We start from the raw sequence: 12,518 nt of genomic DNA, 5'->3' as shown, positions 1-12,518 counted from the left end.
TGCCGAGGGTCACACGAGCGAGGGGCGGGCCGCAGTGGCGGAGCGAAGCGTGCGGTGGGGGATCCTGGCGACCGGAGGGATCGCGGCCGCGTTCACGGCGGACCTCGTCGATCTGCCGGACGCCGAGGTGGTGGCGGTGGCCTCGCGGTCCCAGACGTCGGCGGACGCGTTCGCGGAGCGGTTCGGGATTCCGCGGGCGTACGGCGACTGGAACGCGCTCGCCGAGGACGGCGACATCGATGTCGTGTACGTCGCCACCCCGCACGCGGCCCACCGCGCCGCGGCCGGGATGTGCCTGGAGGCCGGGCGGAACGTGCTGTGCGAGAAGGCGTTCACGCTGAACGCGCGGGAGGCCGGGGAACTGGTCGCCCTGGCGCAGGCGCGCGGCAGCTTCCTGATGGAAGCGATGTGGATGTACTGCAATCCCCTGGTCCGGCGTCTGAAGGCCCTGGTGGCGGACGGCGCGATCGGCGACGTCCGCCATGTCCAGGCCGACTTCGGGCTGGCCGGTCCCTTCCCGCCCGCGCATCGCCTGCGCGATCCGGCGCAGGGCGGCGGCGCGCTGCTGGACCTCGGCGTGTACCCGGTCTCCTTCGCCCAGCTGCTGCTCGGCGAGCCGTCGGACGTCGCCGCGCGCGCGATGCTGTCGCCCGAGGGCGTCGACCTCCAGACGGGTGCCCTGCTCTCCTGGGACAGCGGGGCGCTGGCCTCGCTGCACTGCTCCATCGTGGGCGGTACGGCGAACTCCGCGTCGGTGACCGGCTCGGGCGGCCGTATCGACGTGCCGAACGGCTTCTTCTTCCCGGACCGCTTCGTCCTGCACCGCGACGGCCGTGACCCCGAGGAGTTCACGGCCGACCCGGCGGACGGGCCGCGCAACAGCCTGCGGCACGAGGCCGCCGAGGTGATGCGTGCCCTGCGGGCCGGCGAGACGGAGTCCCCGCTGGTGCCGCTGGACGGCACGCTCGCCGTGATGCGGACGCTCGACGCGATCCGGGACCGGGTCGGCGTCCGCTACCCGGGCGAGGCCCCCGAGGAGGGTTCCGGCGAGGACCTCGCGCCCGCGCTCACGCCGGCGTGAGCCCCGGCTCCCCCACCTCCGTGACGAAGGACGCGGCCGTCGTGACCGGCGCCCCGGGCGTGGTCACGTACGGCACCGTCTTGAACTCGGTCCGCGCGAGCTGCTGTCCGAGCGCGACGGTCACGTATCCGCGGCGCCCGTTGTAGAACTTCATGTGCGGGTTGGCCCGCATGTACGTGTCCCAGTTGGCGGGCCTGTCGGTGCCGTCGCGGCCGCTGGCGATCGACGTGGCGACGATCTCCGTGCCGAGCGTGGCGGAGTCGGGGTCGTCGAAGTCGTCCTTGATGTCGAAGCCGTACCCGACATGGACGTCACCGGTCAGGACCATCAGGTTCTCGATCCCGGCGGCCTGGGCCCCGTCCAGCACCCGGCGCCGGGAGGCGCGGTAGCCGTCCCAGGCGTCCATCGACACCCGGGAGGGCGCGGTCAGGTCGAACTTCCGCTGGGAGAAGGTGACCTGCTGCGGTACGACGTTCCACAGCGCCGCCGAGTCGCGCCAGCCGTCGAGCAGCCAGCGTTCCTGTGTCGCGCCGGTCATCGTGCGGGCCGGGTCGTCGACGTCCGGGCCGGGGATCTGGGCGCCGTCGCCGTACACCTGGTTGGAGCGGTACTGCCGGGTGTCCAGCACGTCGAACTGGGCGAGCCGGCCCCACGTCAGACGCCGGTAGAGCTGCATGTCGGGGCCGACGGGACGCTGCGGGCGGCGCAGGGGCTGGTTCTCCCAGTAGGCCCGGTAGGCGGAGGCCCGGCGCAGCAGGAACTCCTCCGGCGGGACGCTGTTCTCCGGGGTGTCGTCGGCGTAGTTGTTCTCGGTCTCGTGGTCGTCCCAGGTGACGACGAAGGGGTGCGCGGCGTGCGCGGCCCTGAGGTCGGGGTCGGACTTGAAGAGGGCGTAACGCAGCCGGTAGTCCTCCAGCGTCACGGTCTCCCGGTTGTACAGGGCGGGGAGCGTGCGGTCGGTGTAGTTGCGGTAGCCGCCGACGGAGTTGACCGCGTACTCGTACAGGTAGTCGCCGAGGTGGAGGACGACGTCCACGTCGTCCTGCGCGAGATGGCGGTACGCCGTGTAGTAGCCGTCGCTGTACGCCTGGCAGGAGACGGCCGCGAGGGTCAGTGAGCTCGCCGCGCCGGTCGTCGCGGGCGCGGTGCGGGTACGGCCGGTCTCGCTGATCCAGGTGCCCGCGCGGAAGCGGTAGTAGTAGACGCGGTCCGCGCCGAGCGCGCCGACCTCGACGTGGACCGTGTGGTGGAACTCCGGGTACGCGATGGCGGCGCCGCGTCTGGCGATCCTGGTGAACTTCTCGTCGTGGGCCAACTCCCAGTGCACGGTGATCCGTTGGGCCGGCAGTCCGCCGTCGGGCTGGTAGGGGGCGGGGGCGAGACGGGTCCACAGCAGGACCGAGTCGGGCAGCGGGTCGCCGGAGGCGACGCCGAGGGTGAAGGGGTCGTTGTCGATCCTGCGGGCGTCGAGCTCGGCGGCACTCGCCGCGCCGGCCGCCGGCAGGTTCACTGCGAAGGCGAGCGCGGCGGCCGCGCCGGTGACGGTCAGGAAGCGGCGGCGGCCGATGTGGCGGGCGGCCGCACGCAGTTCGGGGGCGTGCTGGGGCGCGTGTCTGGTGGTGGTCATCCGGTCCTCCCCTGCCTGATGGATGCATGAGGCATTGGAGTGGCCGGGGACGACACTCGCTTGGCGCGTACACAACACTCGGATGGCGGATGGATGAGTTCCGGATGGCGGACCCTCCCGTACGCTGCGGCCCCATGCTGCATTTCCCGGGGGACAACCCCCGGACCCCCGGCAGAAAGGCAGGTCGGTCGGCATGACCGGCGCGAACATCGCGAGGCGAACCCCAGTGAATGACAGGCAAACGGACGCGAGGATCGCCGTGGTGACCGGCGCGGGCTCCGGCATCGGCCGCGCCGTCGCGGCGGAGCTGCTGCACGCGGGCTGGTCGGTGGCGCTGGCCGGACGGCGCGTCGAGACGCTGGAGGAGACGGCGGCACTGGTGCCGGACGGGGCCGCTCTCGCCGTACGGACGGACGTCTCACGGCAGGAGGACGTGGCCGCGCTGTTCGCCGCCACCGTGGAGCGGTTCGGGCGGGTCGACCTGCTGTTCAACAACGCGGGGACGTTCGGGCCGGGCGGGGTGCCGGTCGAGGAGCTGTCGTACGACGCCTGGCGGCACGTGGTGGACACGAACCTCAACGGGGCGTTCCTGTGCGCACAGGCGGCGTACCGGCAGATGAAGGAGCAGGACCCACAGGGCGGCCGGATCATCAACAACGGGTCTATTTCCGCACATACACCCCGGCCACACTCCGTCGCCTACACGGCGACCAAGCACGCGCTGACCGGACTGACCAAGTCCCTGTCCCTGGACGGCCGCCCCCACAACATCGCGGTCGGCCAGATCGACATCGGCAACGCGGCGACCGATATGACCGCGCGGATGCGGACCGGCGCCCTCCAGGCCGACGGGTCGGTGGTGCCCGAGCCCGTGATGGACGTGGCCGACGTGGCACGGACCGTGCGGCACATGGCGGAGCTGCCGTTGGAGGCGAACGTGCAGTTCGCGACGGTCCTGGCGACGGCGATGCCGTACGTGGGACGCGGCTGAACGGTCAACCTATACAAGCGGAATTCTGCCGTCCGGTGCATTGCGACCGGTGAGGAGCATATGCTCGACTCTCCTCCACAATAGCTTCACACTTGACGCACAAAGCTTCCGCTGACCACTCCGAGGGGGGGATGCGGCAGCCGTTCCATGACACCGGGTGGGGGTGGACCTCGCGTGGGACCGCGAGGTACGCACCGGTGCGTGGAACGGCTGCCGCCTACGTCTCTCGCTCACCGTCCGAGGATCCGGTCGACCTCCGCCACCTGCTCGGCCGTGAGCGGCCCCTTCGCCAGCGCGCCGGCGTTCTGCTCGGCCTGGGCGACCGAACGGAACCCCGGGATCGGCACGGTGCGCGGGCTGCGGGCCCACAGCCAGGCCAGAGCGCCCTGGCCGAGGGTACGGTCGCCGCTGGTGAGGACGTCCTTCAGCGCGTCGACTCGGGCCAGCCAGTCCGGGTCGGCGCCGGATCCGTCCTCGAAGCCCTTCAGCCACTGAGGCGGCCGGCTGCGGATGTCCCCGGCTTCCAGGGCCTGCCCCGTCCGGCGCTTGCCGGTCAGCAGACCCATCGCCAGCGGGCTGCGGTTGATGCTGGCCAGCCGCAGCTCCTCGCACAGCGCGAACATCTCCGGCGCGTCCTGGAGCACATTCGCCATGTGCTGTACGGCCGCACAGTGCTCCCCGCGCGCGAACACGGCGGCGCGGGCCGGGTCGTCGGTGCTCCACGCGTAGGCGCGGATCAGCCCCTCCCGCACGAACTCCTCGCACACCTCACGCAGCTCGGCGGCACGCTCCGGGTCGGCATCGGAGAGGTGCAGCTGGTAGAGGTCGACGTAGTCGGTGTCCAGGCGCTTCAGGGACGCGGTCAGCGCACGGCGGGCGTACGGCACGCTGTCGTCGGCGCCGGTGAGGGTGCGGCTGTCCTCGTCGAAGACGTTGCCCCACTTGGTGGCGACGACGACATCGGCGCGGCGTTTGCCGAGGGCACGGCCGAGGACGCGTTCGCTGTGGCCGGCGCCGTAGGTGTCCGCGGTGTCGAAGAAGGTGACGCCCAGATCGAGGGCGCGCCGGACGGCCCGTACGGTCTCCTCGTCGTCGACCTTGCCCCAGCCGAGCGGCTGCCCGTCGACGGACTGCCACTCACCGCCGATGGCCCAGCATCCGAAGCCGAGGGCGCTGACCTCGATGCCCGTACGTCCCAAAGTCCTCTTGGTCTCCATGAGGGAGGACATTAGGAGTTGGAGTGCACACGAGGGCAAGCGCTTGTGAGGCCTTCTTCGGGATGCGGGCCATGCGGGCGGTCAGCTCGGCCCTGTCGTTTGGATCACCCCGGCGTCGCGGGGCCTGGCACGCGCATCTGCGGCGTTGTCGTCGGTTGCCAACGCTCCGCGTTGGCGCCCTCCTCCGCCTTGCAGCTGCACGCACCAGGCCCCGCTCGGGTCGGCTGAAAGGAGCCGCGCCTCACAGCCGGGCTGATCCAAACGACAGGGCCTAGGCCTGGCCGGTCTCGAAGCGGGAGATCCTGCCGTCGTCCTCGACCTCGAAGTGCCAGCGGGTGCGCATCTCGCCCCAGGTGTCGTTGCGGTAGTGGGTGAGAAGGTCGCGGCCCCGGTTCGACTCGTTGTCGACTTCCATGTGGCCGTTGGAGGCGAAGATCTCCCGCTCGATCCAGTCGGCGAGGTCGCGGTCGGTGCCGTCGTCCGCCATGGTCGCGCCCGGCGCGAGGATGCTCAGGAAGCCCTCGCGGTCATGGGCGTTGACGGCGGTGACGAAGGCACGGACGGCGGGGTCGCTGAGTTTGGACGTCTGAATCGTCATACCGGTCAGACTCACACCGCCTCCGTCGGCCCGCCACCCGAACAGCGGCGAGAGCGGGCCGGGTGGGTGTCGGCGGTGCGACGGTGGATATACGGGAGGTCGTCCTGCCCGTGCCATCTACCGTGCTGTCTGTTCCGGGAGTCACCGTGAGTGCTTACGACCGACGTGATCTGGGCCTGCTGCTGCTCCGGCTGGGGGCCGGCGGGGTGCTGGCCGCGCACGGCGCGCAGAAGTTGTTCGGCTGGTTCGGCGGGCACGGCATCGAGGGGACCGGCCAGTTCATGGAGTCGGTCGGCTACAAGCCGGGCAGGGCGAGCGCGACGGCGGCGGGCCTCGCGGAAACGGGCGGCGGCACCCTGCTGGCGCTGGGCCTGGCGACACCGGCGGCGGGTGCGGCGGCGGCCGGCGGCATGGCGGGCGCGGCCGCCGTGCACGCCCCGAACGGCTTCTTCAACCAGGAGGGCGGCTACGAGTACGCCGCCACCCTCGCCCTCGCCGCGACCGGCCTCGCCATCGCCGGCCCCGGCCGCCTCTCCCTCGACCACGCCCTCGGCCATGTCTTCGACCGCGGCTGGATGGTGCCGACGGCGCTCGGGGCGACGGCGGCTGTGACGGCGCTGGTGGTGGGGGCACGGAACCGGCGGCTGGACCGGGCGGAGAAGGAGGAGCAGGCGGGGCTGTTCGACGAACAGGAGGCACTGTTCGGGGAGTAGGCGGTTCGGCGAGTAGGCGGTTCGGGAAGCAGGCGTTCAGGGAGCAGGCGGCCGGGAAGCGGAGGCAGGTGGGTCCGTCACCGCCGCCCGCCGAACTCCCAGTCATGGACCTCGATGTCGGCATACCGCTCCGGAGTCAGTACAGCACGTGCCGAGTCCGGGTCCGGGGCCCGCAGCAGCACGGCCGTACCCAGCCAGGTGGCGCCGTCGTCGGACAGCAGGGGCCCGTACGCGATCAGTTCGTCCCGGTCGGCCGGCACGGCGAGGTCGGCGGCCGCGCCCGCGCCGAGACCGAGCACCAGGTACCGGTTGCCGCCGGTGCGGCCACCGGGGAAGTCCCACATGGTGCGCCCCAGCAGATTGCACCACCGGCGCAGCAGCACGTCCCGGTACACGCCCGCCTGGTAGTTCGGCTCGTCGAAGGCGAACGCGCGGGCGGCGGCGGGATCGGGCAGGTCGACGATGTGCACACTGCCGGTGGGCGTCTCGCCGTCATCCGCGAAGGTGGGGCCGCGCGCGATCAGCTCCTTCGCGTACCGGTCCATGTAGGACCAGTGCGCCTCCAGCAGTTCCCCGCGCGAGGTGACCGAGCCGGGCCGATCGCGGTGGTAGCAGAAGTACTCCATGCCACCAGAGCCTTCCCGACGCAGGGCGGCAACTCAACGGACTTTCCCGTCCCCGGGTGACCCCGTACCCAGCTGCCGGCTCACGTCCAGGGCGTGGCGACGAGCCGGATCCGCGCGTCGGGGCCGACGAGGGGTGCGGCGGTGGTGGGGAGCGGAATGTGGGCGACCCAGCGGGCGGGGGTGGGGTCCTCGTCGACGCGGGGTTCTCCGGCGACGCCGTGGTCTCGGATGGCACCCTCGATGTCCGAGTTCCAGGCGGCCCAGATACCGGGGCCCGCCTCGGGTGTGCCCACGTCGATGACGAGGGTGTCGGAGAAGTCGGCGGTCTGCTCCAGGTGGTCACCGAGGCTGAGAATGCCGTGCCGCTCGCGCAGGGAGATGAGCCGCAGATCGAGGATGAACCGCATGGGCTCGCCTTCGGACTGCCTCAGGCCACTGTTGAGAAAGGTGGTCGCGAGCGACACGTCAGCCGTGGCCGTCGTCGACGCGTCCTGCCCGTCCGGTCCAACGTCGAGCTGGATGGGACACCAGTGGGCCGCGAGCCGCTGATGCATCACGACGGGCAGCCCACGCACCGACAACCGCGTCTCGGCCTGCCACACGAGCTCACCGTCCCGGCGCAGTCGGTAGTCGACGAGCGAGGCCTCGATCCGGGTGTCCCCGAAGAGAAACCGCCGCAGGTTCTGGTACCCCTCCTCGGAGTTGACCATCCCGTAGCGCCCACTGTGACTCCTGTGCACGAACGCCCGATGCGCCCCCGGCACATACGCCCGCTCGATCTGCACGAGCCCGTCACTGTGCGGCCCGACGGCGGCGGAGGACAGCCCGAAGGCGACGTCGTAGTCGCCCGGATCGGTGCCGACCAGACAGAAGACCCGCTCGACGGGCAACGCCCCCGGCCCGCTCGGCATCCGACGGGCGTCCCACCCCTCGGGCGGCCCGTCGGGGTCGAAGTCGGCCTGCGGGGTGAGGTACTCGTACATCCGCCGGGGCCCGAAGATGTCCGCACCCTGAACCCCGGTCATGTCCCGGAGCCGCTCCAGCAGCCCGCCGCCGAGGTCGAAGGTGATGCCTCCGTGCGGGGTGCCGTAGGTGAAGAACTTCGCGACACAGCCGGCGGCGTCCCGCCCCCGTTCCGGCAGGACCTTGTGCAGCAGACACCGGCAGATCAGCCCGCCCATGGAGTGGGCGACGAGGATGACCGCGGGCGCCCCGGTCTTGTCGAGGATCAGATCGATCAGATCGAGCAGGTCAGCGGCAGCGGTCTCCAGCCGGTACTCCTGGGGGCTGCCACCCCAGGTGGTGGCCGAACGGTCGTAGAAGCGGTGGATCCAGACGGTGTTGGCGGGGATCTCGTCGTGCTGGGAGAGATAGGCCGACTGGTTTCCCTTCACGAGCAGCTCGTAGCCCTCCTCGCGCAGGAGGCGGAGCAGCGGGCTCTCGAACTGGTGGAAGTGCGGCTGATTGTGCGCGCCGACGCGGATGTGCACGGAGCCCTCGTTGAAGCCGTAGAAGGGGTCGTCCACGGCCTTGTCGATCCCTCGGGTTCCGCCGGCGAAGCCGCGGACGTAGACGAGGGGGAGTCTGCGGGGGTCGTCCACGGCTTGCCTCCGTTTGTCCTGGATTCACTCCTCCTGAGTCCTGAGTAGATGAAGACCGGGGCTCTGGCCTCCAGGGGTAGGCCGAATGGTGGCGTGCGGGACGGAAGAGCCCTCGGCCGGTCGGCGCGTCCCCCATGGGGAGCGGCTTGTCCGGTGGTGCGGGACAAGAGGAGGATTCCGGCGACAGCGGGCGCAGGAGGCGCTGGGCGGGACCGGAAACCGCCGTAGCAGCACGTCTGACCAGTAACAGCGCGGACTCGATGACCGCCACCCCCTCCACAACCGCTGATACTCGGCGGTAATGTCGCGCCCCGCCGGACGGAACGAAACCGGCGGGTGAGCGCGAAGGGGCCCCTCATGGCGACGGACACGGCTGCGGAGATGGAAGCGTCCGACGACCGTTGGCAGCGCATGTGGAGCCACCGCGAGCAACTGCTCAAGGTGGCCCGGCGCAGGTCGATGAGTGCGGAGGACGCCGAGGACGCGGTGCACGAGGCGATGCTGCGCGCCGCCGAACGCCCCGATCTGGACGACCAGCGGCTGGCCGCGTGGCTGACGACGGTGACGATGCGGCTGTGTGTCGACCGGTATCGGCAGGTGAACCGTGAGGCCGAGGTGCGCACCAGTCCCACCCTCGTCGCCCCCGGTCCCGTGCCCGTCGAGGAGGCGGTGTGCGACCGGGCCGAGGCGAAGTGGCTGGCGGTGCGCAGCGACGAGCTGCCCGAGCGGCAGGCCGAGGCGCTGCGGCTGAAGTCGCAGGACCTCGACGTCGGGCAGGTCGCCGTCCGGATGGGGCTGAGCTACCGGACCGTCGAGTCGCTGCTGGCCCGGGCTCGGCGGACGCTGCGGCAGTCGCTGGCCGCGACCCTCGGGTTCGCGCTGTTCCTCGTCGGGTGGGGCCGGCCGCGGGGCGGTGGCAAGGTGCAGGCGGCGGCGGTCGCTTCGACGGCGGCGACGCTGGCGGTGGCGGGGTTCGTGCTGCCGTACGCCCTCGATGGCAGCGGCGACGGCGGCGGTCCGGCCCGTCCGCCCGCCGTCGCCTCGCCCGGTGGCGCGGAGGCGCCGCAGCCCGACAGTGCTGACGGGGGGCGTACTCCGCGGGCGAACAAGCCCACGGCGACGACGGCCGAGCGCAGGGCGGCAACGGGGTCGCCGGCGGCGGAATCGCTGCGGCCCCTGTCCGTGCCGCCGCTTCCGGACGTGCCGGTGCCGCCGCTCCCGGTGTCCCCCCTGCCGGTCCTGTCCGCGCCGGACGTCCCGCAGGTGACGGAGCTCCCGGCACTGCCCGGCACCCCGGAGCTGCCCGGGACCCCCGAACTGACGACGCCCCCTGCTGACCTGTCCGAGTCCCCTGACCTGCCCCTCGAGCCCTCAGCGGCACCGTCCGCCGCACTCCCCCTGCCGACGGCGGCCTCACTGCCGTAAAAAAATCCGCGACCCGAGCGACGGACACCCCGCCCCTCCCCGTAGAGCAGATGTCAGAGCTTCTCCACGGGCATGGGCTGAAGGGTGGACCCGGATGGGTGTCGAGATCTGTGTGGAAGGGCTGACCAAGTCCTTCGGTCACCAGGTCATCTGGCAGGACGTCTCGCTGACGCTGCCCGCCGGGGAGGTCTCGGTCATGCTCGGCCCTTCGGGCACGGGCAAGTCGGTGTTCCTCAAGACGCTCGTCGGACTGCTGAAGCCGGAGCGCGGCTCGATCACGATCCAGGGCCGGGACATCACGCGGCTGCGCGAGCACGACCTCTACGAGGTACGGAAGCTCTTCGGCGTGCTGTTCCAGGACGGCGCGCTGTTCGGCTCGATGAACCTGTACGACAACATCGCCTTCCCGCTGCGCGAGCACACCCGTAAGTCCGAGAGCGAGATCCGGCGCATCGTGCTGGAGAAGATGGACATGGTCGGGCTGATCGGCGCCGAGGGGAAGCTGCCCGGCGAGATCTCCGGCGGGATGCGGAAGCGGGCGGGGCTCGCCCGGGCGCTCGTGCTCGACCCGGAGATCATCCTCTTCGACGAGCCGGACTCCGGCCTCGACCCGGTCCGCGTGGCCTACCTCAACCAGCTCATCGTCGACCTCAACGCCCAGATCGACGCGACCTTCCTGATCGTCACGCACGACATCGCCTCAGCCCGTCAGGTACCGGACAACATCGGGCTGCTGTTCCGCCGCGAGCTGGTGATGTTCGGGCCGCGCGAGGAGCTGCTGACCAGCGGCGAGCCGGTCGTACGGCAGTTCCTGAACGGCCGGATGCAGGGCCCGATCGGCATGGCGGAGGAGAAGGACGCCGCCCAGGTCGAGCAGGAGCTCGCCGCCCTCGGAGACGACGGCAAGGGCACACAGTCCCCCGGCGGTCGGACTCTGACTCCCCGCCTGCTGCCGGGGCCGGGCATCCCGCGGCCACCGCGCTGGGAGGCCATCGCCCGGCGCGAGGCCGCGCTGCACGAGGAGACGGTGGTGGACGCGTGAGCCTGTCACCGATCGGAGCGCTGCGGCACTCGGGCAGCCTGTTCGCGATGGCGCTCGACGTCGTGCGGACGATCCCGCGGCGGCCCTTCCAGGCAAGGGAGTTCATCCAGCAGGCGTGGTTCGTCGCGAGCGTGACGATCCTGCCGACGGCCCTCGTCTCCATCCCCTTCGGCGCGGTCATCGCGTTGCAGATCGGCAGCCTGACCCGGCAGCTCGGCGCCCAGTCCTTCTCCGGAGCCGCCTCCGTGCTGGCAGTGCTGCGCGAGGCCTCGCCGATCGTCACCGCGCTGCTGATCGCGGGCGCCGGCGGCACGGCGATCTGCGCCGACCTCGGGGCCCGGAAGATCCGCGACGAGATCGACGCGATGCAGGTGCTGGGCATCGACCCGATCCACCGGCTGGTCGTCCCGCGGGTGCTCGCATCGATGCTGGTGGCCGTCCTGCTCAACGGCCTGGTTTCCGTGGTCGGCGTCGCGGGCGGCTATTTCTTCAACGTCATCCTCCAGAACGGCACGCCCGGCGCCTACCTCGCCTCCTTCACCACCCTCGCCCAGCTCTCCGACCTGTGGGCGGCCGAGGTCAAGGCACTGGTCTTCGGCGCGATCTCGGGGATCGTCGCCTCCTACAAGGGACTCACCGCGAAGGGTGGTCCGAAGGGTGTGGGCGACGCCGTGAACCAGTCGGTGGTGATCACCTTCATGTTGCTGTTCGTGACCAACTTCGTGATGACCGCGGTGTACTTCCAGGTCGTCCCGCAGAGGGGTTGAGGGGCCAACCGATGAGACTTCTTGATCGCCCTCTGCGCTCGCTGGAAGCGCTGGGCACCCAACTCTCCTTCTACGGCCGCTCATTGGCCTGGACGGGCCGCACCCTGCGCCGCTACAAGAAGGAGATCCTGCGGCTGCTCGCGGAGGTCAGCTTCGGTCGCGGCGCGCTCGCCGTCGTCGGCGGCACGGTCGGCGTGATCGCCTTCCTGTCCTTCTTCACCGGCACCGAGGTCGGCCTCCAGGGCTACGCCGCCCTCAACCAGCTCGGCACCTCCAACTTCGTGGCGTTCCTCTCGGCGTACTTCAACACCCGGGAGATCGCCCCGCTGGTGGCCGGACTCGCCCTGTCCGCGACCGTCGGCGCGGGCTTCACGGCCCAGCTCGGCGCGATGCGGATCAGCGAGGAGACCGACGCGCTGGAGGTCATGGGCGTGCCCTCGCTGCCGTTCCTGGTGACTACGAGGATGATCGCCGGGTTCGTCGCCGTGATCCCGCTGTACGTGATCGGCCTGCTGTCCTCGTACCTCGCCGCCCGCACCATCACCACCGGCTACTACGGCCAGTCGGCCGGCACCTACGACCACTACTTCCAGCAGTACCTGCCCCCGGTCGACGTGCTGTGGTCCTTCGGCAAGGTGCTCGTCTTCGCCGTGCTGATCATCCTGGTGCACTGCTTCTACGGCTACTACGCGAGCGGCGGCCCGGCGGGCGTCGGCGTGGCGGTGGGCCGCGCGGTGCGGACCTCGATCGTGGCCATCAACGTTCTCGACTTCTTCCTGTCCCTGGCGATCTGGGGCGCCAACACGACTGTACGGATCGCGGGGTGAGCC

At 71.0% G+C, this 12,518-nt stretch carries 12 protein-coding genes; 7 read left to right on the top strand and 5 right to left on the bottom strand.

Annotation, left to right across the window (positions count from 1 at the left end; all coding sequences use genetic code 11):
* Window positions 1-49: 49 nt before the first annotated feature.
* On the top strand, window positions 50-1,081 hold the full coding sequence (locus KUM44_RS26230) for a Gfo/Idh/MocA family oxidoreductase (RefSeq protein ID WP_308402723.1): 1,032 nt from the start codon (window positions 50-52) through the stop codon (window positions 1,079-1,081).
* On the opposite strand, the gene KUM44_RS26225 is transcribed toward KUM44_RS26230, so the two are convergent.
* Window positions 1,068-2,708, bottom strand: a complete 1,641-nt coding sequence (locus KUM44_RS26225; protein WP_217211648.1) for an alkaline phosphatase — start codon at window positions 2,706-2,708, stop codon at window positions 1,068-1,070. The genes KUM44_RS26230 and KUM44_RS26225 overlap by 14 nt on opposite strands.
* 193 nt (window positions 2,709-2,901) lie before the next feature.
* Here KUM44_RS26225 and KUM44_RS26220 point away from each other — a divergent pair, with 193 nt between their 5' ends.
* Window positions 2,902-3,699 carry an SDR family oxidoreductase gene (locus KUM44_RS26220; RefSeq protein WP_254390133.1) on the top strand — a complete coding sequence of 266 codons (798 nt, stop codon included), beginning with the start codon at window positions 2,902-2,904 and terminating at the stop codon, window positions 3,697-3,699.
* Between the two features lie 230 nt (window positions 3,700-3,929).
* On the opposite strand, the gene KUM44_RS26215 is transcribed toward KUM44_RS26220, so the two are convergent.
* Entirely contained in the window at window positions 3,930-4,916 is a 987-nt protein-coding gene (locus KUM44_RS26215; RefSeq protein ID WP_217211643.1) for an aldo/keto reductase, read from the bottom strand.
* Window positions 4,917-5,187: 271 nt separating this feature from the next.
* Window positions 5,188-5,514 (bottom strand): nuclear transport factor 2 family protein, encoded by a 327-nt coding sequence (locus KUM44_RS26210; RefSeq protein ID WP_217211641.1) that lies wholly within the window; start codon window positions 5,512-5,514, stop codon window positions 5,188-5,190.
* A 146-nt stretch (window positions 5,515-5,660) separates the two neighbouring features.
* Here KUM44_RS26210 and KUM44_RS26205 point away from each other — a divergent pair, with 146 nt between their 5' ends.
* Window positions 5,661-6,227 (top strand): DoxX family membrane protein, encoded by a 567-nt coding sequence (locus KUM44_RS26205; RefSeq protein ID WP_217211639.1) that lies wholly within the window; start codon window positions 5,661-5,663, stop codon window positions 6,225-6,227.
* Window positions 6,228-6,304: 77 nt separating this feature from the next.
* On the opposite strand, the gene KUM44_RS26200 is transcribed toward KUM44_RS26205, so the two are convergent.
* Both KUM44_RS26200 and KUM44_RS26195 read right to left on the bottom strand, forming a co-directional pair.
* A complete protein-coding gene (locus tag KUM44_RS26200) occupies window positions 6,305-6,853 on the bottom strand; it encodes a YciI family protein (RefSeq protein ID WP_217211637.1) in 549 nt (182 codons plus the stop codon).
* An 80-nt stretch (window positions 6,854-6,933) separates the two neighbouring features.
* On the bottom strand, window positions 6,934-8,454 hold the full coding sequence (locus KUM44_RS26195) for a triacylglycerol lipase (RefSeq protein WP_217211636.1): 1,521 nt from the start codon (window positions 8,452-8,454) through the stop codon (window positions 6,934-6,936).
* A gap of 357 nt (window positions 8,455-8,811) precedes the next feature.
* Here KUM44_RS26195 and KUM44_RS26190 point away from each other — a divergent pair, with 357 nt between their 5' ends.
* The 4 genes from KUM44_RS26190 to KUM44_RS26175 all read left to right on the top strand — a co-directional run bounded on the left by KUM44_RS26190 (window position 8,812) and on the right by KUM44_RS26175 (window position 12,515).
* Window positions 8,812-9,879 (top strand): RNA polymerase sigma factor, encoded by a 1,068-nt coding sequence (locus tag KUM44_RS26190; RefSeq protein ID WP_254390132.1) that lies wholly within the window; start codon window positions 8,812-8,814, stop codon window positions 9,877-9,879.
* Between the two features lie 94 nt (window positions 9,880-9,973).
* Window positions 9,974-10,921, top strand: a complete 948-nt coding sequence (locus KUM44_RS26185; RefSeq protein WP_217211635.1) for an ABC transporter ATP-binding protein — start codon at window positions 9,974-9,976, stop codon at window positions 10,919-10,921.
* Window positions 10,918-11,688 (top strand): ABC transporter permease, encoded by a 771-nt coding sequence (locus KUM44_RS26180; protein WP_217211634.1) that lies wholly within the window; start codon window positions 10,918-10,920, stop codon window positions 11,686-11,688. Before KUM44_RS26185 ends, KUM44_RS26180 begins: the two co-directional genes overlap by 4 nt.
* Window positions 11,689-11,699: 11 nt before the next feature.
* Window positions 11,700-12,515, top strand: coding sequence for an ABC transporter permease (locus tag KUM44_RS26175; RefSeq protein ID WP_048584423.1), 816 nt, complete (start codon window positions 11,700-11,702; stop codon window positions 12,513-12,515).
* The last annotated feature ends 3 nt before the right edge of the window (window positions 12,516-12,518 follow it).

It is taken from the genome of Streptomyces sp. AC550_RSS872, from assembly GCF_019049285.1.
In the GTDB taxonomy this organism is placed as follows: Bacteria; Actinomycetota; Actinomycetes; order Streptomycetales; family Streptomycetaceae; genus Streptomyces.
This window is presented reverse-complemented; position numbering and strand designations above follow the sequence as displayed.

Bases quoted from the DNA above. Each gene is read 5' to 3' on its own strand.
- KUM44_RS26225 (WP_217211648.1), bottom strand. From the start codon at position 2,708: ATGACCACCACCAGACACGCGCCCCAGCACGCCCCCGAACTGCGTGCG.
- KUM44_RS26220 (WP_254390133.1), top strand. From the start codon at position 2,902: ATGACCGGCGCGAACATCGCGAGGCGAACCCCAGTGAATGACAGGCAA.
- KUM44_RS26215 (WP_217211643.1), bottom strand. From the start codon at position 4,916: ATGGAGACCAAGAGGACTTTGGGACGTACGGGCATCGAGGTCAGCGCC.
- KUM44_RS26210 (WP_217211641.1), bottom strand. From the start codon at position 5,514: ATGACGATTCAGACGTCCAAACTCAGCGACCCCGCCGTCCGTGCCTTC.
- KUM44_RS26200 (WP_217211637.1), bottom strand. From the start codon at position 6,853: ATGGAGTACTTCTGCTACCACCGCGATCGGCCCGGCTCGGTCACCTCG.
- KUM44_RS26190 (WP_254390132.1), top strand. From the start codon at position 8,812: ATGGCGACGGACACGGCTGCGGAGATGGAAGCGTCCGACGACCGTTGG.
- KUM44_RS26185 (WP_217211635.1), top strand. From the start codon at position 9,974: ATGGGTGTCGAGATCTGTGTGGAAGGGCTGACCAAGTCCTTCGGTCAC.
- KUM44_RS26175 (WP_048584423.1), top strand. From the start codon at position 11,700: ATGAGACTTCTTGATCGCCCTCTGCGCTCGCTGGAAGCGCTGGGCACC.